23 protein-coding genes are annotated in these 20,195 nt (G+C 28.8%); 21 read left to right on the top strand and 2 right to left on the bottom strand.

Annotated features, from left to right (window positions below):
- Positions 1-84: 84 nt before the first annotated feature.
- The 4 genes from SPD90_RS00670 to SPD90_RS00685 all read left to right on the top strand — a co-directional run bounded on the left by SPD90_RS00670 (position 85) and on the right by SPD90_RS00685 (position 3,604).
- The gene (locus tag SPD90_RS00670; RefSeq protein ID WP_320626269.1) at positions 85-1,131 is read left to right on the top strand and encodes an XdhC family protein; all 1,047 of its coding nucleotides are present in this window, start codon (positions 85-87) and stop codon (positions 1,129-1,131) included.
- 294 nt (positions 1,132-1,425) lie between these two features.
- Positions 1,426-2,214: an SH3 domain-containing protein gene (locus SPD90_RS00675; RefSeq protein ID WP_320924014.1), complete on the top strand. Its 789-nt coding sequence runs from the start codon at positions 1,426-1,428 to the stop codon at positions 2,212-2,214.
- 172 nt (positions 2,215-2,386) lie between these two features.
- Entirely contained in the window at positions 2,387-3,313 is a 927-nt protein-coding gene (locus tag SPD90_RS00680) for a hypothetical protein (RefSeq protein ID WP_320626271.1), read from the top strand.
- 93 nt (positions 3,314-3,406) lie between these two features.
- Complete coding sequence (locus tag SPD90_RS00685; RefSeq protein ID WP_320626272.1) at positions 3,407-3,604, top strand: hypothetical protein; 198 nt, start codon at positions 3,407-3,409, stop codon at positions 3,602-3,604.
- Between the two features lie 61 nt (positions 3,605-3,665).
- Here SPD90_RS00685 and SPD90_RS00690 read toward each other — a convergent pair whose 3' ends face one another.
- A complete protein-coding gene (locus tag SPD90_RS00690; RefSeq protein WP_320924015.1) occupies positions 3,666-4,226 on the bottom strand; it encodes a hypothetical protein in 561 nt (186 codons plus the stop codon).
- Positions 4,227-4,339: 113 nt separating this feature from the next.
- Positions 4,340-4,594 carry a TM1266 family iron-only hydrogenase system putative regulator gene (locus tag SPD90_RS00695; RefSeq protein WP_320626236.1) on the bottom strand — a complete coding sequence of 85 codons (255 nt, stop codon included), beginning with the start codon at positions 4,592-4,594 and terminating at the stop codon, positions 4,340-4,342.
- A gap of 267 nt (positions 4,595-4,861) precedes the next feature.
- On the opposite strand from SPD90_RS00695, the gene SPD90_RS00700 reads away from it, so the two are divergent.
- From SPD90_RS00700 to SPD90_RS00780, 17 genes are all read left to right on the top strand, one after another.
- Positions 4,862-5,026, top strand: a complete 165-nt coding sequence (locus SPD90_RS00700; protein WP_320626235.1) for a hypothetical protein — start codon at positions 4,862-4,864, stop codon at positions 5,024-5,026.
- A gap of 204 nt (positions 5,027-5,230) precedes the next feature.
- Positions 5,231-6,490, top strand: coding sequence for a VanW family protein (locus SPD90_RS00705; protein ID WP_320924016.1), 1,260 nt, complete (start codon positions 5,231-5,233; stop codon positions 6,488-6,490).
- Positions 6,491-6,582: 92 nt separating this feature from the next.
- Positions 6,583-7,515: a protein kinase domain-containing protein gene (locus SPD90_RS00710; RefSeq protein WP_320626233.1), complete on the top strand. Its 933-nt coding sequence runs from the start codon at positions 6,583-6,585 to the stop codon at positions 7,513-7,515.
- Between the two features lie 52 nt (positions 7,516-7,567).
- Positions 7,568-8,734 (top strand): AI-2E family transporter, encoded by a 1,167-nt coding sequence (locus SPD90_RS00715; protein WP_320626232.1) that lies wholly within the window; start codon positions 7,568-7,570, stop codon positions 8,732-8,734.
- 139 nt (positions 8,735-8,873) lie between these two features.
- Positions 8,874-10,094 (top strand): vWA domain-containing protein, encoded by a 1,221-nt coding sequence (locus SPD90_RS00720; protein WP_320626231.1) that lies wholly within the window; start codon positions 8,874-8,876, stop codon positions 10,092-10,094.
- A gap of 135 nt (positions 10,095-10,229) precedes the next feature.
- The gene (locus SPD90_RS00725) at positions 10,230-11,321 is read left to right on the top strand and encodes an AAA family ATPase (protein WP_320924017.1); all 1,092 of its coding nucleotides are present in this window, start codon (positions 10,230-10,232) and stop codon (positions 11,319-11,321) included.
- Between the two features lie 15 nt (positions 11,322-11,336).
- The gene (locus tag SPD90_RS00730; protein WP_320924018.1) at positions 11,337-12,227 is read left to right on the top strand and encodes a hypothetical protein; all 891 of its coding nucleotides are present in this window, start codon (positions 11,337-11,339) and stop codon (positions 12,225-12,227) included.
- A 1-nt stretch (position 12,228) separates the two neighbouring features.
- A complete protein-coding gene (locus tag SPD90_RS00735; RefSeq protein ID WP_320627358.1) occupies positions 12,229-12,909 on the top strand; it encodes a hypothetical protein in 681 nt (226 codons plus the stop codon).
- A gap of 22 nt (positions 12,910-12,931) precedes the next feature.
- Positions 12,932-13,276, top strand: a complete 345-nt coding sequence (locus SPD90_RS00740) for a hypothetical protein (protein WP_320627357.1) — start codon at positions 12,932-12,934, stop codon at positions 13,274-13,276.
- Positions 13,277-13,396: 120 nt separating this feature from the next.
- The gene (locus SPD90_RS00745) at positions 13,397-14,449 is read left to right on the top strand and encodes a potassium channel family protein (protein ID WP_320924019.1); all 1,053 of its coding nucleotides are present in this window, start codon (positions 13,397-13,399) and stop codon (positions 14,447-14,449) included.
- A gap of 70 nt (positions 14,450-14,519) precedes the next feature.
- On the top strand, positions 14,520-15,716 hold the full coding sequence (locus SPD90_RS00750; protein WP_320924020.1) for a D-alanyl-D-alanine carboxypeptidase family protein: 1,197 nt from the start codon (positions 14,520-14,522) through the stop codon (positions 15,714-15,716).
- 254 nt (positions 15,717-15,970) lie between these two features.
- Positions 15,971-16,699 carry a 30S ribosomal protein S2 gene (rpsB, locus tag SPD90_RS00755; RefSeq protein WP_320924021.1) on the top strand — a complete coding sequence of 243 codons (729 nt, stop codon included), beginning with the start codon at positions 15,971-15,973 and terminating at the stop codon, positions 16,697-16,699.
- A 134-nt stretch (positions 16,700-16,833) separates the two neighbouring features.
- Entirely contained in the window at positions 16,834-17,745 is a 912-nt protein-coding gene (gene tsf, locus SPD90_RS00760; protein ID WP_320626706.1) for a translation elongation factor Ts, read from the top strand.
- A gap of 188 nt (positions 17,746-17,933) precedes the next feature.
- The gene (pyrH, locus tag SPD90_RS00765) at positions 17,934-18,638 is read left to right on the top strand and encodes a UMP kinase (protein ID WP_320626707.1); all 705 of its coding nucleotides are present in this window, start codon (positions 17,934-17,936) and stop codon (positions 18,636-18,638) included.
- A 27-nt stretch (positions 18,639-18,665) separates the two neighbouring features.
- Entirely contained in the window at positions 18,666-19,220 is a 555-nt protein-coding gene (gene frr, locus SPD90_RS00770; protein WP_320626708.1) for a ribosome recycling factor, read from the top strand.
- A gap of 2 nt (positions 19,221-19,222) precedes the next feature.
- Positions 19,223-19,426 (top strand): hypothetical protein, encoded by a 204-nt coding sequence (locus tag SPD90_RS00775; RefSeq protein WP_320924022.1) that lies wholly within the window; start codon positions 19,223-19,225, stop codon positions 19,424-19,426.
- A 28-nt stretch (positions 19,427-19,454) separates the two neighbouring features.
- The gene (locus SPD90_RS00780) at positions 19,455-20,186 is read left to right on the top strand and encodes an isoprenyl transferase (protein WP_320924023.1); all 732 of its coding nucleotides are present in this window, start codon (positions 19,455-19,457) and stop codon (positions 20,184-20,186) included.
- The last annotated feature ends 9 nt before the right edge of the window (positions 20,187-20,195 follow it).

The following is a 20,195-nucleotide window of genomic DNA, read 5'->3' on the forward strand; positions in this document are numbered from 1 at the left end:
GTCTAATATACTATTTATTATAGAAGGATTTAATTTGTCTAAAATCCTGATAAATTTAAAAATTTTAGTAAAGAAGGTGTTGAGATGAGCGCTGAAATATATAAAAAAGTATTAGAAGATTTGAACAAAGGTGAGGAAGTAGCCATTGTAACAAAATACAATTTAAAAAGTAAGAAAATTGAAAAAAATGCATATAGATTCGATGAATTAGATGGAGAAATTCTGGAATATGCAAATGAAGCTAAGAAAAAAAGCCTGATTAAAAACGTTCAAATCGATGAAGATCAAAATATGCTTATTGAGGTTTTTAAAAGAGAAAGTAGGCTAATTGTACTAGGTGCAGGACACGTAGGTTATCATCTTTGTCAGTTTGCATCTAAAATCGGTTTTAATGTGACTGTTGCAGACGACAGACCTTATTTTGCTAATAAAGAAAGATTTGGCGAAAATATAAATGTAGTATGCGATACATTTGAAAATATATTTAAGATTTTAAATATAAATGAAGACGATTTCGTTGTAATAGTAACAAGAGGTCATAGATACGATAAATTCTGTCTACAACATATTTTACCTCTAGATGAATTAAAATATCTAGGCATGATAGGATCAAGAAGAAGAGTAAAAATGATGAAACAGGAATTAATAGAAGAAGGATATTCAAAGGAAAAGCTAGCAAATATTTACACTCCAATAGGCTTAGAGATAGGAGCTGTAACTCCTGAAGAAATAGCGATTTCTATATTAGCTGAGCTCATAAAAGTAAAGAGACTTGGAGGCGTTAGAGATGAAAATAAATCATCAAAACCAAATAATTCTTCAGAAATAAATAAAGAGGTCATAGAAGCCTTAGCTACAATTGAAAACCAAAAGATGACGCTTGTAACTGTAATATCTACAAAGGGATCTACTCCTAGAAAGGCTGGAAGCAAGATGATAGTATATGATAGTGGTTACATAATCGGTACAATCGGCGGAGGCTGTTCAGAGGCTAAAATAATAGTAGATGCAGCCAATATGGCAGGAAGCGACGACTTTAAGGTAGAGCTTATAGATATGAGAGGAGAAGCCGCTGAAGAGGAAGGTATGGTCTGTGGAGGAATAATGACTGTGTTATTAGAAGGAATTTAATTTATTATCCATAGTAGTTTTAATAGATGCTACTATGGATTTTTTAGTTAGATTTTGATTTTAAAATGGTCAAAAAAGAAAAAACATCAAAAAAAATTAAAAAAATTGTTACAAAAAAATTACAAAAATGAAAAAAGCTACACCTATTGAAAATGCTAACTTTAGTCAATTTTTAATGCAAATGAAAATTTACAAAAAAGTAACAACAATGTAACTTTTTTCAAAAAAGGGGTTTTACAAAGTTACTAAAATGTAATATTATATAAATATAATTTAAATTTAGGGGGAAAATTTATGATTAAAAAATTTGCGAAAACTACGGCTATGATAGGTGCACTTATAGTTATGTTAGGAGTAACAACTCCAATTGATGCTGCAAGTTGCGAAAAGGGTACAGTTACAGCAAGTTCCTTAAATGTAAGAAGCGGTGCTTCTACAAGTTATAAAAAAATAGGCTCATTAAAAAAAGGAAATACAATTAATATATACGATGTAAAAGACGGCTGGTACAAAATAAAATACGATGGAGCAAATGGATGGGTAAGTCAAAAATACATATCTAAAACTTCACAAGCTCCATCTACTACAACTAAAAAAGGAACAGTTACAGCCAATTCACTAAATGTGAGAAGTGGAGCTTCTACAAGCTACAAAAAAATAGGCTCAATTAAAAAAGGAACAAAAGTTACTATATATCAAACAAAAAACGGATGGTATAAAATAAGATATAATGGAAGCTACGGATGGGTAAGCAAAAAATACGTATCTACAGCAACAACATCTTCAAGTCAAGAAACTGTAAAAGGATATACAGTTAAGAAATCTCTTAAAGTAAGAGCCGTTGCTTATACAGGTGGTGGATATACAGCACTTGGAACAAAAGCTAGATATGGAGTTATAGCAGTAGATCCAAAGGTAATACCATACAGAACAAAAGTTTACATAAAAGAGCTTGACAAAGTCTTCGTAGCAGAAGATTGTGGCGGAGGAATAAAAGGAAATATAATAGATATATATATGAATAGCGAATCACAATGTAGAAATTGGGGTTCTAGAAATATAACAATACAAATATTAAAATAGCCAAGTTAGGTGTGCTTTTAAGCACACCTTTTTCGTTTTAAAATAAAAAATTTAATTTTAATGAAAATTTTATAAAATTAAAATAAAATTATGAAATTGTGATAAAATATATATATAGCTTATATAATAAAAAGCTAATTTTTCCTATGCATTATAATGAAGGGGTGATTTTATGGGAATAATATCAAATAATTTTGTTAGAGATTTGGAAGACGGAGTTTTAAGAAATATCTTAAAATACGTAAAATCGGATACTACATTGGCTATGGAGATTAGAAAGGATTGTATAAATATTTACTATAGAGGTGGAAGCCTCCTAAAAATAAAAGAAGCAGGCGAAAATTTATATAATGGTTATTTCGATAAGAATTATATAAAATCAGAAAATAGCCAAGGTGTAGTAGTTGAATGTATCACTGGAATCGACAGCGTATCTAAGGCAAATAAATTAATAGACTATATACCTAAAATCAAACAACAAATGGATCTATGGATGAAGATAGAAATGCCTGATGGTGGTGAGAGAGAATACAAGCATATAGTCGCTAAAGAAAATAATTACGGTCTTATAGGCAAGGAAAGCGATTATTTTATAGGTGACATAGAATACAGAGGATGTCTCAATAATTACTTATTCGATATGATAGGTGTTAAATGGGGCATAGACAATACAAATACTAATAATTTAGATTTGGCATTGTTTAAGATGTACTATGGAGATAACCATTTAAAGACACCAGAAGCAATTTTAAGCAATTTAAAAGACATAATAGACTTCTTATATAATGAAGAGTATCTAAACCACTTAAAAGACGATTTAAAAGAAATATACAAGGTTAAAACATTACTAGGTCTTTTATATCCATATGAAGAATTAAAAATTGATTTTTCAGATAAGATAGAAATTGTATACATATTTGGAAATCAAAGTAATGTAGACGGCAAGCTAAAGGACACATTGCTAAAGATAAAGAATTCTGAAGAATACAAAAAAATATCTGATATAGCTAGCATAAAAATAGCGACATCATCTTTTATGGGATACGGTCTATACGAAAAGAATATGATCGATATCGATAAGGCTATTGAATTATTGTAATTTAGATTTATATTAGTAACAAAATTTACAGCTAAGTCATAATATATATAAAATGATTTTGATTATTCAAATCATAGGAGTTGAGTATATATTATGAAAAAGATTACAGATCCTATAACAGATGTAGGTAAGGAGCTTATAAACGGCGTCGGTTCTATAGGTAAAGAGGTCATAAATGGCGTTGGAACAATAGGCAAGGACGTATTAAATGGAGTTGGCTCTGTTGCCAAGGAAACTATAGAAACAGGAAAAAATGTAGGAAAAGCAGTAAAGAATAATATAAAAAAATAAATATTTTATTATAATCAAAAAAGAGAAATGAAAATCAATTCACTTCTCTTTTTTAATTAATTTATTTTATATATTCATTTCCGTTTATTATCAAAGAAGTTGGAGAGTCGTTTTTCAAAATCAAATCATAATTGACTTTTCCTTCATTTGGAACATTGAAATATCCTCTAGCGTATACTAGATTCCCGTTTCTATGTAGCTCAGATACAGTCACACTGTAACCGCTAGATGTGTATTTACCGACTACTCTTTTTACTATTGATTTATAAGTTGAGCTTTCAGTAGCTCTTATTTGAGAGCTTTCAGCTATAAATGTATTAGAAGGAGTTTGACTAAATGTTTTTTGCTTCATAGCTGTTGTAGCAAACATAAGTAAAAACAAAGTCACAATTACTATTAAAAAAACCTTTTTCTTGATTTTATCAATATTTAGATTATTTTCTTTTTTAGTGTGATTTTTCTTGAATTTTAGTCGTTTATAGCTTGAAAATGAAATAATCTTATCGTTTTTTTCTCTAATTTTTTTGTTGTTAGCATGGAAACAATTACTGTCTTTATTATTTTCGAACTCTTTTTTCTTTTCTATGAAGAGTATTGTTTTATTTGCATTAGAGTTTCTCATCCTGTTGCCCCCTTATATCCCCTTTTTTATATGATACTATATTTTATATTAAATACACAATAAAAAAGTCTCCATTTTTAAATCTTGTTAAATAAATGCAGACTTTTTTAAAATTATTTGACTTCTTTTTTGGAAATACTTGTTTTCACAAGAACTGAAGGTATTTTACCGAGCTTGCCAGTTAAAGTGTTTATTTCATCCAGTTCTCCTACCACGACGATACTTATAACTGATATATTTTCAACCTCGCAAGGTATACCCATTCTACCTCTTATGATGTGCTTATATTTTGATAAGATAGAATTAAATTGTTGTTGACTTATGTCTGGTTCTTCAAGTATCGCACTGATAACTGCTACTCTTTTCATTTAACGTCCCCTCCTAACTCCTTTCAGATTAGAGTGTCTTTTGACTGATATATGTAAATTGTAGTATTAAAATTATAAAAAGTCTATAAGTAAAATAACACAAAATTTTATACTTATAGAAAAAAAACAAAAAACTATTGAAATCGAACTAATGTTTGATGTATAATCTAATTATAGAACACGTGTTTGGATTGTAGGATAAATAATAGTAATATTTTCAAATATAATTAATATAATGTAATAAATTTTAATTGAGGAGTGATTAAAATGACTGTAGCATACGAAAGAAAATTAGAAGAAATAACTTATTTAAATTTACAAAAGGGTGAAGTTACATTGATGCAATTAAATGAATTATACAATAAATTTGGATTTATATTTATAGGTAGCGCTGGTAAATTTAAAGGAATAAAGAAGGAAAAGAAACACTAAAAATCGTATATTATTAAAATAAAACCCTATTTATAATAGATGAAAAGCATTGTAAATAGGGTTTATTTTTGGGAATTTATATAAAAATTTGTTTTTTTAGCAAAATTTTAGTAACAAAATAGTTACATTTAATTTATTTTATTGTTTTAATTTAGCAATTAAAATATAATCTAATAGTATATAGAAATGGGGTGAATTAAAAAAATGAGTGAAAATACAACTGTAGAAGAAAAAAATGATAAAGGTTTTTTCAAAAATAAAAGGAATGTATTTTTAATAGCGGCGGCAATAATAATTGTTTTTGTATGTGGTTTAAACTATTTTACATCAAAGTATTTGTATAATGGTAAAATAGGACAAAATATTTATATAGAAGATGTAGAGGTGTCTAATCTTACAAAAAAGGAAGCTTTAGATATTGTAAATGCTAAATATCCTATGAAGGATTTAACTTTATCTTATGATAATAAAAATTATACAATAACACCTGAGGATGTAGATTTATCATACAATACAAAAGAAGTTGTAGATAACGCTTATAATCTAACTAGAGAGAATTCATATTTTTCAAATGTAATGAGCTACATAAATGCAAAATTTAGTGGTAAGGATTACACTATAAAAGCATCTTATGATGATAAAAAATTAGACAAAAAAATTAAAAATGTAGCTAAACAAATAAATAAAAAATATGTAAATGCTTCAATTACAGTTTCATCTGGAATAGTTGTACATGAATCAAAAACAGGTCTTAAATTCGATAATGAAGCTAATAAAAAATCTATTGAAAAGGCATATGCTGATAAATCTTATGAAAAAATAGATTTAAAGGTAGATGTTACACAGCCTAAGATAAAAACTGAGGATATAGATTGTATAGACTCTATGCTTGCATCTTATTCGACTACTTTTAATGCTTATCAATATGAAAGATCTTATAATATAGCTTTAGCTCTAGCAAGATGCAACGGTACTATAGTAATGCCAGGAGAAACTTTCTCTTATAATGATTCTACAGGAGCAAGAGTACTTAGCAATGGATTTAAAAGTGCTTCAGTTATACTAAGAGGTGAATATCAAGATGCTCCAGGTGGAGGAGTTTGCCAAGGTTCTACTACTTTATTTAATGCAGTATTATTATCAGGGCTTGAAATAAAAGAAGTTCATAACCATAGTAAAACATCGTCGTATGTATCTAGAGGTAGAGATGCTATGGTAAACGATGGAGGTAGTGATTTCCAATTTACTAATAATTTCGATCATCCAGTTTACGTATCTTGTTATGCAGGTGGAGGAACTGCTAGTGCTAGTATATATGGATGCTCTGAAGATAGAGTAGGAGTAAGTATAAAAACTACTCATTTTACATATAATGGTCTTCCAGGTGCTAAAACTTACAGAACAATAACTAAAAACGGAAAATCAAAGACAACTCATATATATACAGCTGTTTATCAAGAATAGATTTTTAACTTAAATAAAAAGGCAAACTCATTTTGGGTTTGTCTTTTTTGTGATATAATATGTTGAAGTTAATTTTGAAGGCGGTAGATAAAGTGTTGATTATAGATGATAGATATGAAATTTTAGATTGTGAAGAGAAAGGATTAGAGATAGATAAGCTCTACAAAGCGAAGGATTTGCAGCTAGACTCATTTGTATATATAAAAATACTTGAAAATAATAGAAATATAAAGGATGATTTTATACCAGATTTAATAGATGAATCTACTATGATTTTATCGATTGATTCAAAGCATATAGCTAAAATTTTAGATATTGGAGATTACAAATCTGGATATTATATAGTCAGTGAGTATTTTGAAGGTATAGAGCTATATGATTTTATAAATAATTCTAGTTTAAGAATAAAGGATATACTTTTTATAAGTAAACAAATCATAGGAGCAATGAAAAATTGTGATGAAAAAAAAATGTACCATGGAGGTCTTAGATTAGATAATATTTTAGTAGATGATGAATTTAATATAAAAATCTATGATTTAGGTATAACTAAATCAAATGGCGGGGTGAATATAAGGATGAATGACAATATTTCGTTTTTATGTCCACATCAATTAAATATAAATTATACAGATAGAGAGAGCGACTTTTTTTCTATAGGGATTATACTATATTACTGTGTATTTAAAGAAATGCCATTTAAAATAGGGAATACAGATTTACAAATGCTTAAAAATATAGATAGAGGCATTGATTTAGATAAGGATAAAATCACAGTTTTAAATGAGGGGATAGTACATATTATAAAAAAATTGTTGGATAGAAAAGACAAATATCAAAGCTACAATGAGATTTTGATAGATTTAACAGAATTGATGTATGTAAAAGCAGATATTGCTAAAAATAATGATATAGATTTAAATAAAGATATTGCTTATAAAAATACTAAAAAGAATAATTCTTTTTTTATAAAATTTATATCTATAATTATGTGCATTATTATTTTAATAATGATAATCTTATAATGTATAAGCATTTTACAGTCTTATAAATATTTGACTAGAAAGGAACGGAGAAATGAAAATAAATTGGAACAGTAAGTACAATACTATAGCGGCATATACCTTAATTGTAATATGCTTGAGTACTATATTTTACTTTTTTGCATCACAGATGGGCTCATTTAGTGCTAAAATAGGTTACCTGATTTCTATAATGAATCCATTTATTATTGGATTTGTATTGGCGTACCTATTGAACTTTATACTAAAATTTTACGAAGAAAGACTTTTGACAAATATAGGATCATTTAACAAAATTAAACAAAAGAGAAAGAGATTTATAAGTATAGCACTTACATATTTGACATTTGGTGTACTATTTTACTTATGCATACACTTTGTATTGCCACAGCTTACTGAAAGTATAGTAGGTATAATAAATCAAATTCCTGCATATATGGACGACGCTAGAAATCTTACTCAGGATATAATCAAGGATTTACATGTAAACGACCAAATGGCTAAATTTATGGAAAATAAATTAAATGAAATAGCTACAAAGGCAATAACCTTTATAAGCGAAATAATGCCTTTAATAGCAGATATAATAATGAAGCTATTATCTAGTATTTGGAATATAGTATTAGGGCTTATAGTGTCTGTATATCTATTATTAGATAAGGAAAAATTCTACGCTATATCTAAAAAAATAGTATGTGCAATGTTTAGCAAAAAAACTGCCGACAGAATTTTTGAATTGACATACAGAAGTAATAATACTTTTGGCAGATTTTTAAGTGGTAAAATTATAGATTCTGCTATAATAGGAGTTCTTAGTTTTATTCTGTTTACAATAGCTAAGATGCCTTATGTAGTGTTGATATCTGTAATAATAGGTATTACAAATATAATACCATTTTTTGGACCATTTATAGGGGCGGTTCCATGCTTCGTTCTTATACTTTTCGAATCACCTATGAAGGCTTTGATATTTTTGGCGCTTATATTCTTGATACAACAAATTGACGGAAATATAATAGGTCCTAAAATTTTAGGAGATTCTATAGGTATTTCAGCATTCTGGATATTATTCTCAATATTAGTAGCAGGAGAAATATTTGGATTTATGGGCATGGTAGTAGGTGTACCATTATTCGCAGTTATATACTCTATAATAAAGGAAAATGTAGAGCATAGATTAAAAGAAAAGAATCTACCGACAGAGACGAAGGATTATATGTAGATTGTAAAAGAACTCGTATATAGAGGAAATTTTCCCTATGCGAGTTCTTTTTTTCATATAAAAATGGTCAATATTATTGTTAAAATCTGTAAAAAAGGTATAATTAAATAATATGAATGTAATATTGGAGGTGATAAATTTGACGATAGAGGAAAGTATAAGTAAATTAAAAATTAATTTAATAAGAAAAAGACCTTTTTACGGTGTAATTTTAATGAAATTGAACGAGCTTAGAGAGAGTGATTCGACAGATATTGTCTGTACAGATGGCAGTACAATTTTTTATAATAGAGAATATATGGAAAGTTTAACAGAGAGTGAAAGAAATTTTTATCTACTACATCAACTTTATCACTGTATTTTTATGCATCCGACAAGAATGGTAAACAAAGACAGTAAAATAGCAAATATAGCTGCAGATTATTTAGTAAACTACTATATAAGTATGGAAAAGGAAGAGTTTAGAAGAAATCAGATCATGATTTCACCTCCAAAGGACGCCTTGATGGTAGAGAGTAGAGAGGATAAAGAGATGTTAGAAAAATTATCCTTTGAGCAGCTATACGAAATAATATATAAGCAGAGTAAAAAGCAAAAGGACGATACCAAAATTGACGATAACAGCAGCGGTCAAAATGGCGGTGGATTTGGCAGAAATATAGATTTTAAAAATGTAAAAGAAGATATAATGAGACCTAAAAATGTTCAAAAGACATCGTCAAATATGAGAAGAATAATACAAGAGAGTATAATCACAAATAAAATGCAGGGAAATAAGTCGATGGGAGATATGCCCGGAAACCTACTTAGAAGGATAGAGGAATTGATAGGCTCTAGACTTCCATGGCATAAATATTTGAGAAGATATTTAAGCAATATAGCTTCTGACGACTTATCTTTTGATACTCCAGATAAAAATCATATATACAGAGATTTGATACTTCCAGGAGTTTACGAGGATGAGGAAAAGCTAGAGGATATACTGTTTGTAATAGATACATCTGGTTCTATTTCTGACGATGATTTAAAAAATTTCATGGCTCAAGCATACGATGTGTGCAACGACTTTAATGCCACAGGGAAGGTAATATTTTTTGATAGCATAGTACAAGATGTATTTGAAATAGATAAGGACAATTTTAAAAAGGCAAGACCTGTTGGAGGAGAAGGCACAAATGTCGATAGTGCACTCGGCTATATAAGAGATGAAAAATTAAAATATATATGTGCTATAGTTCTTACCGATGGATATTTTCCGAGACCAAACATTTTAATAAGAAATGTGATTTGGTGTCTTACAGAAGACGGCACTACTGAAAATATAGAAGGTTATAAGGGATCTAAAATAATAAAAATGTAAGAAAATCTTTATTTTAAAGATCTATAATGTAGATTTTCTTGAAACACATTTACGAAAATTATATTTACTCATAATTTTTAAAGGAATATAATTTTCTATGTGTTATAAAAATTTAAATAAAGGGGTTATTATAATATGTCTACTATAAATATAGAACAATTTGAAAAAATAGTTGAATTTAATATCGATAATAATATAAAGAGAGCTATTCTAGGACTTGGGTCTTCAGGTATAGGAAAATCTGCTGTAATAAAACAAATAGCAGATAGAAAAGGTATGGGTTTAATAGATTTAAGACTTTTACTATATACAGAAACAGATTTAAAGGGGATTCCATTCCCTAATGAAGATAAAACTAGAACAAAATGGCTGCCAAATGATATCTTACCAAATGTCCAAAAGGACGGAGAAAAGGGAATTCTTTTAATTGAAGAGCTTACATCAGCTCCTAAGAGAGTTCAAGCTGCAGCGTATCAATTAATTCAAGATAGAAGATTGGGAGAATATGTGCTTCCAGATGGATGGTTTATCGTGGCTCTAGGTAATAGAGAGGACGACAACGGGGTATTCGTTCAAATGCCATCACCTCTTGCGAATAGATTCGAAATTCACGATATAGGATACGATCTAGATATATGGAAGAAGAATTTCGCTTATAAAACTGGTATAAATCCTTTTGTAATAAGCTACTTAAACTTCAAACCAGGTGCTCTACACAACTTTGTGCCAGACAGCACATCTATGATATTCGCTTCCCCTAGAACATGGCATGCAGTAAGCGATATATTAAACGCAAATGTGTTTGATTTTGATGATGATATATTGAGATACAAAATCGAAGGTAATGTAGGCGAAATAGAATGCAATAGCTTCTTGCAATTCTGCAAGTTAAAGGATGAGCTAGTAAGTGTAGACGATATACTAAGCGGTGTTGAGGTTGAGGTTCCATCAGAACACGATAAGATATATCTACTAATAGGTAGTGTAATATCTAGATTAGAGGCTTTAAGACAAATAGATGACGTTGACGATGTAGATGAAGAGCTACTAGATAAATTTTCAAATGCAATTAATTTCTTCTTAAAGTTAAAGCCAGAATTTACTGTTTTAGCGCTCAAAGATTTAGTTTCATTGAATAAGAAGCTAGTTAAGGGATTGTTTATAGAGGAATTAGATAACGACGATATAATAGATTTTATTACAGAAAACGATTATATATTTGAATAATTTAGAAGGTGGATTATGGATAAAAAAGAACATATTGAAAGTGTAATTTTGGATTTTAGTACTACATTAAATACCTTGTTCGATGAATATGAATTAGATATAACTTTGCCTATTGAAAAATGTATTTCAACTGTGAGTATTAAAGATATTGTGCCTACACAGGAGGATACAATTTTTAATCAGTTAGATAGTATTTATCATAGACGAATAAAGGAATTGTTTTATACATTAAAAAAAGTAAATAGACTGGGGGCTCCAAAGATTTATTATTACAAAAATAATGATATAAAGGTTACATCTTCTTTAGTAGATGATTATAGATTAAATGGTGAGATAGATAATTTATATACTTTTAAGACTACTTATTTATATAGACTAAAGGAGTTTTTAGAAGAGCTATCTCCTGTTAAATACATACAGTATTTAGTCGACATCGAGGGGCTTATTTTAGAATTAGGAGAGCCTAAATTGACTATAGATGGGGCTAGTATGACTTTGAGATATCCATTTGATGTAGAAAATATAGACGAAACTGTAGAGCTTATAAAAAACGCCTTTGGAGATTACAAAATGGAGGCTTTATCTTGTGTAGTAATTTTAAGAGAAAGTGACAACGACATCTACGTTCCAGGAAAATATGAAAATTACTATTTCCCAGAATGCTTTAAGAAGGCGTTAGAGGACTTAGAAATTATAAGCCTATTTAAAGCAAAGACAGTTGAAATTATAATAGATGGAAAATTTGAAACTCTATATTATTTCAGTGCTTACGAATATATGAACAATAAAACAAACAGACCTTATTGCTATATATATATCAAAGACAATAGACTTTTCGACTTGGAGAAATCGAAGATAATTAATAAGTTATTAAAATTACAGGATAATTTGGAAGTAGGAATTTAAAATGGTCAATACAGAGAGTTTAATTAAGAGAATATACGAAAAAATCGAACAATTAAAAGAGAAAAATATATTAGTTGAAGTAAAAATGCCTATAGATGAAAAGGACAAATTTTCTACATATAGTACTCATGAGTTGAGTTCTGTTTATTATAAAGTCATTTATGCTCCTAAAAATATAGTTTTATATGAAGACGAGTATTATATAAACTTTTTTTTAAACTATTTAATAAACTTAAATACAAAAAGCGATAAGATAAATTATCTTTTAGAAAATATAACAGAGGATACATATGTGAGCTTGGGAATGGTAGACTACAATAGTTATTTTCATTTTACTAAGGATAAGGTGATAATAAATATAGATACTTTTTCTGAGTCTACAGAAAAATTTAAAAATCTTATAAATATATACAATAAAGATCCGAGAACTTTTATAAGAAATGTTGTAAAAAATTCTCTTACAAATGAGTTCAACGATCTTATGAGAAAAGGAAAGATGAGATTTTTTAATTCTACTATTTTTAATGTAAAGGTAAAGGGTAAAAAATACGCAGTATTTACAACATCTAATGCACAAGAAAAAATAATGTACATATTAGATGAAGACAACAACTACATCGACATATTCGATGATAGATATGCAAAAATACTTAAAAAATTATCTTTGATAAACAGCCTTTAAAATTAAGATAGGGAGGAATGTTATGTACTATATAAATAAAACTTTTTTGTACTCTAAAAAAAATATCGCTGGATTTGAGATATTAGATAACGAAAATAAGGACTTTAGAATTTTGTTACATGTAGATGAAGCTATTGATTTTATAAAAAAACAGGGAAATAGAATTTACAATGCAGTAGTTTATGAAAAGGGAAAAGACAATTTTGGAAGAGCTATCTACGATATAAAGGCAGATGGAGAGCATTTAAAGGATTTAAAGGATAGAAATATTATTTTTAATTTGGCTATAATATTTAATGATAGAAACACTTATTATGAAGAGTATAAAGATCTTTTTATGAAATATTTATGTGTTATAAATTTCTAATGATGAATAAAAATGCGATAAATGGGAGAGAATATTTTTATAAGATGTATAGCGTGAAGGCTATTGTCTTTATAAAGATATTCTTTTTTTGTTGCTAAAATCGAATGAGGGTCTAATTTTATGAATTGTAACTGGAAATCTAAGAATGGTAAAGTCTGCAATAGATATGCGAGGTCTGGATGTTTTTGCGTTTTTCATAAGAAAAATAAAACTAAAAGAGAAAATATACTTTTTAAACACTATTTGAAGAAGGAAAGGATTGAGGAGTTTACAGGATTTTTATTTGAGGATGATTTCGTGATTAAGGATTTAGTAGACTACGATTACAATTATTTGAGGTTTGAGGAGTGTATTTTTTATAAAAAAGTAGATTTTTCAAATTTTATATTTAGAGAAAAAGTCGAAATTTTAAACTGCAGGTTTTTAGATCAAGTATTATTTTCTAGTTCAGAGTTTAATGGTGATTTAATTATTAAAAAAAATTATTTCAATCAAAATATAATAGATGAGAAAATATTTAAACACGCGAGCATAAACAGCCAAAACTTTGAATTAATTGGAAATATAAATTTTCCTAGGCTAGATGGTATAGTATTTTCTAAAGAAAGTAAATTTATTTTGAGAGATTGTCAATACGATAGCGATTACAGCTATATAGGCAAGGTCAATTATACAATAGCTCAGATACAAGCTGAAAGAATTCACGATACTAAAAATATAGGATATTACACCTATTACGAGAGAAAGTACAGCAATAATAATATCAATAGAAATGATTTTAGAAGCTATTCTGAATATTTACTATCTAAAATATTAAACTATATAGCTAGAGAATTCATGGGATATGGAGAGCATTTGAGTAAGTTGTTTTTTTATATTATATCTATAATAAGTGTATTTGCAATTTTATATATGATTATAGGCGTTACTAATTCATCAGGAGATATTGTAAGATTTGAATTCGAAAATATAAAAAATTATTCAGCATTCGAGGTGTTCAAGCTCTATATAGAGTTTTGGTATTTTTCTCTTGTAACCTTTTCTACTGTTGGATTTGGTGATATGGCAATAAATGGAGTTATAGGTAAGATATTAGTTTGTATAGAGGTTTTTATTGGAATTACTGTGCAGAGTACATGGGTAGCTCTTATAATGAGGAGAATGTTCAGATAAGTTAATAATTACTAGTTTTAAAAATATTCTCTTGTGAAAAAATAAGAGAGTATTCATTATTACTGGGAAGGTGACAGCTTTGAAAAGTTTTATTTCAAAAATATTATTGATATCTATAATTTTGAATGTTTTTACATTTAATTATTGTCTAGCTTATGACGATGTAGATAAATATTCAAAGGGATCTATATTGATAGACCAACTGACAAATAGGACACTATATGAGAAAAATCCTGATAAAAAGATGCCCTTAGCTAGCTTAAGTAAGATGATGACTTTTTTAATAGCTATAGAATCAATCGAGGAGGGCAAAGTAAAAGAAGACGATTTAGTAGAAATAGATAAAGAAATTGCAAAGGTGAGAGGTTCTTCTTATAAGTTGAAGGAGGGAGAGAAAGTACCCTTAATAGAGCTTATGAATGGTCTTATGATTGTATCTGGAAACGATGCAGCTGTAGCAATTGCAAAATATATAGGAGGTAGTGTAGATAATTTTGTAGACATTATGAATAAGAGGACCAAAGAGCTAGGCATGAAAAATACGACCTTTGTAAATCCGAATGGACTTCCAATTTATAGCTTAAAGGATCCAAAGAGGCCACCTATGGAAAATATATCTACAGCAAGAGATATAGCTATATTGGCCAAGTATATGTTTGATAATTACGAAAAGCAAGTGATATCTATAACAGACAAGGAGGTTTATTCTTATCCAAAAAGAGGATTTTGTAAAAATAATACGAATGTATTGCTCCAATTATTACCAGATGTAGATGGTGTTAAAACTGGTTATACGGGAAATGCAGGTTATTGTCTATGCTTTTCTATGAAGGTTCATAAAGATCAAGAAAAAAACGATGTGAATAATAGATTAATAGGAGTTGTATTAGGAGCCAATCACAAGGACAAAAGGACGAAATCTTCATTATCTATACTGAAATATGGAAAAGAAAATTTTTACACAAAAAATGTAGTTAAAAAAGACGAGTTAATAGGTAAAAAATATATATATGGAATAGAAGAGCTAGAGGTATGCTTAAAATCTGGTCAGGACTTATATATGATATCTAGAGAAGATGAAGACATAAAAAGCGAAGTAACTATAAAAGAAATAACATATCCTGTAAAAAAAGGCGAGATTTTGGGAATTATAAAATATTATGATTCTGCTGGAAATGAATTAGGTAGACTAAATATAGTGAGTGGAAATAGCATAGATAATGTTTCTTTTAAGACAAAGTTGAAAATACTTTTAAATAAACAGTAATTGTAAAACTAATATTATAATATTATGGCGATAAGTAAAAAATAAGTGCTTTTTATTGAGCTTAAAGTCGAAATACAAATAATAAAAAATATATTGAATTAAAATTATTGAAATTTGTTTTTTCCTATGATATACTACAAAAGGTGAAAAAATAAAAATAAAAAAATACACACGAAAATGGGATCCTTAAAAGGTGCCAGAGATGGTCGATTAGGGAGTTGAACATTTCGGAGGTATAAAACCAGGAGGTAAAAATGGCAGTAATATCAATGAAACAATTATTAGAAGCTGGTGTTCACTTCGGACATCAAACAAGAAGATGGAATCCTAAAATGGCTAAATACATCTTCACAGAAAGAAACGGAATCTATATAATAGATTTACAAAAAACAGTTAAAAAAGTTGAAGAAGCTTACAACTTCATGAAAGAAGTCGCTGAAACTGGAAAACCAGTTTTATTCGTAGGAACTAAAAAACAAGCTCAAGAAGCTATAAAAGAAGAAGCTGAAAGATGCGGAATGTTCTACGTAAATGAAAGATGGTTAGGTGGTATGTTAACAAACTACAAAACTATCCAAACTAGAATCAAAAAATTAAGAGAATTAGAAAAAATGGAAGAAGATGGAACTTTTGATGTTCTTCCTAAAAAAGAAGTTATAAAATTAAATGCTTTAAAAGAAAAATTACAAAAGAACTTAAACGGTATAAAAGATATGCCTGAATTACCAGGTGCTATATTTATAGTTGACCCAAGAAAAGAAAATATAGCTATACAAGAAGCTGCTAGATTAGGTATACCAGTTGTTGGTATAGTTGATACTAACTGTGACCCAGATGAATTAGATTACCCAATCCCAGGTAATGACGACGCTATAAGAGCTGTAAAATTAATAACTGGAGCAATGGCTACTGCAATAATCGAAGGAAGACAAGGTGCAGAAGAAGAAGTTGCTGAAGAAGAAGTAGAAGAAGTACAAGAATAATCTTTTTAAGTAATTTTATTTAAACTTTGAAATTAAGAGAAATTGTATTTATAAATACAATTTCTCAACTATGATAAAACTGAATGGTAAGGTTTCTCCTTGCCATTTTTAAAATAATAGGAGGAATTATAATTATGGCTAACGTAACTGCTAAGATGGTTAAAGAATTAAGAGATAGTACTGGAGCAGGAATGCTTGATTGTAAAAAAGCTTTAGTAGAAGCTGATGGAGATATGGATAAAGCTATCGATATATTAAGAGAAAAAGGTTTATCTAAAGCTGCTAAGAAAGCTGATAGAATAGCTGCTGAAGGTTTAGTAGCAATAAAAATAAGTGACGATAATACAAAAGCTACAGTAGTAGAAGTAAACTCAGAAACTGACTTCGTTGCTAAAAACGAAGATTTCAAAGCTTTCGTAAGTGATGCTGCTGATATGGCATTAAATACTACTGCTACAACTATAGAAGCTTTATTAGAAGAAAAACATCCAGAAGGAAAAGCATTAAAAGAAGTATTAAACGATAGAATAGCTACAATAGGAGAAAAATTAGACTTCAGAAGATTTGAAACTATAGCTTCAGAAGGACAAATAGCTGGATACATACATGGTGCTGGTAAAATAGGTGTTTTAGTTGAATTAGTAACTGAAGCTAGAGATGAAAAAGTATTAACATTAGGAAAAGATATAGCAATGCAAGTTGCTGCTATGAATCCTAAATATGTATCAAGAGACGATGTTGATGCTGAATACTTAGCTCATGAAACAGAAGTTTTAACTGCACAAGCATTAAACGAAGGAAAACCTGCTAACATAGTAGAAAAAATGATAAAAGGTAGATTAGAAAAAGAATTAAAAGAAGTTTGCTTATTAGAACAAACTTTTGTTAAAGATTCTGATTATACAATAAAAAAATTAGTTGCTGAAGTAGCTAAAAACCTTGGTAGTGATATAAAAGTTGGTAAAGTAGTAAGATTCGAAGTTGGCGAAGGTATACAAAAGAGAGAAGAAAACTTTGCAGAAGAAGTTGCTAAGCAACTTAAATAATCGACGACCACAAGAGAACACTTACGTGTTCTCTTTTTTATAATGCATAGGAAATTATATTCCTTTAAAAAAGTATATAAATATAATTTCCGTTATGCATTTCAAGAAAATCTACATTATATATCTTTAAGATAAAGATTTTGTTATAATAACAAATAATAAGAATAATATACGTTAGGAGGATTTCTATGGATAAGCCAAAATACAAGAGAGTATTATTAAAACTAAGTGGGGAAGCTTTAGCTGGAGATAAAGGTACTGGAATAAATAACGATGTTGTAAATGAAATTGCAGTAGCTATTAAAAAGGTTCAAGAAATAGGCGTTGAAGTCGCAGTAGTTGTCGGGGGTGGAAACTTCTGGAGAGGTAGAACTTCAGAAGGAATGGACAGAACTACAGCAGACTACATAGGAATGTTAGCAACAGTGATGAATGCATTAGCATTACAAGCTGCTTTAGAAAATATAGATGTACCTACTAGAGTTCAAACAGGTATTGAAATGAGACAAATAGCAGAACCTTATATCAGAAGAAGAGCAGTTAGACATTTAGAAAAAGAAAGAGTTGTAATATTTGGGTCTGGAACTGGAAATCCATACTTCTCAACAGATACAGCAGCAGCACTAAGAGCAGCAGAAATGGAAGCAGAAGTTATATTATTAGCTAAAAACGTAGACGGTGTATACGATAAAGATCCAAAGGTATACGAAGACGCAAAAATGTTTGAAAAATTAACTTATCTTGATGTTATACAAAGAGAACTTAAAGTTATGGATTCAACAGCTACATCTTTATGTATGGATAATAAAATTCCAATAAAGGTATTTGAGCTTACAACGGAGAATATATTAAGAGCAGTATATGGTGAAAACATAGGTACAACTGTAGAATAATTATTAGATTAATTAGGAGGAACGAACATGAAAGAATTACAAAACAAATTACAAACAAAAATGGATAAGACAATAGAAGCTCTTAAATTTGAATTTTCAACAATAAGAGCAGGTAGAGCAAATGCACAAATGCTAGACAAAATAAGAGTAGATTACTATGGGACTCCAACACCAATAAATCAAGTAGGATCTATATCTGTTCCTGAACCAAGAACTCTTCTTATTAATCCTTGGGATAAAAGTGCTATGAAAGAAATAGAAAAAGCAATAAGAAATTCAGACTTAGGACTTAACCCTACAAATGATGGAGACGTTATAAGATTAAATGTACCTGCATTAACTGAAGAAAGAAGAAAAGAATTAACTAAAAAAGCTAAAAAAGCTGCTGAAGAATTCAAAGTTAGAATAAGAAATGAAAGAAGAGACGCTAACGACAAGCTTAAAAAAATGCAAAAAGACGGAGAAATAACTGAAGACGAATTAAAGAAGGGTCAAAATGACGTACAAAAATTAACTGACAAATATGTAAAAGAAATAGATGCTTTATTAGAAGTAAAAGAAAAAGACATAATGGCGGTATAATTTTGAAAGAGTACAATAGACTTTTAGGTCTTCATTTAGATGATGTAAAAAAATTTTTTGATGATAGAAATATTGAATATACTATTACAGAAATTCGAGGAAGAAAAGACAAAGATAAGCTTATAATTCCAAGAGTTATAAAAATATCTCAAAATATAAATAGTATAGAATTAATTGTAACTTATTTTTCTGACTCCTTATCATAGGAGTCAGAAATTGTATTGGAGAGAAAATATGAACAATATGTTTTTTGATATAGATATGGACAAAATGCCTGAACATATCGCCATTATTATGGATGGAAATGGAAGATGGGCAAAGAAAAGATTTTTACCTAGAACAGCTGGTCACAAGGCTGGTGTAGAAACTGTCAGAACTGTTATTAGAGAGTGTAAAAGATTAGGTATTAAATATGTTACTCTATATACTTTTTCTACAGAAAACTGGAAAAGACCGGCTTTAGAAGTAGAGACTTTAATGACTTTACTGCAAACTTATTTAAAAAATGAAGTAGAAGAATTAAATAGAAATAATGTAAAATTAACAGCTATTGGAGATATAGAAAAGTTGCCAAAGGCTTGCTTAGACGAACTAAAAAGAGCTATGGAATTAACTAAAAATAACGATGGTCCTAATTTAAATTTAGCTTTAAATTACGGAGGTCGATATGATATCACAGCTGCAGTTAAACAAATTTCTAAGGATATTGAAAATAAAAAGTTAAATTCTGAAGATATTACAGAAGAAACTATAAAAAATTATCTAAGTACTAAGTCAATTCCAGATCCAGATTTAGTTATAAGAACGAGTGGAGAACAAAGATTGAGCAATTTCTTACTTTGGGAGCTAGCTTATGCTGAATTGTATTTTACCGATGTATATTGGCCAGACTTTGATGAAAAAGAGCTTCAAAAGGCTATATATGCATATCAAAATAGAGATAGAAGATTTGGTGGACTTAAGTAAGGAGTGCAT

Origin of the sequence: Intestinibacter sp., assembly GCF_034113885.1 — a bacterium.
GTDB lineage: Bacteria > Bacillota > Clostridia > Peptostreptococcales > Peptostreptococcaceae > Intestinibacter.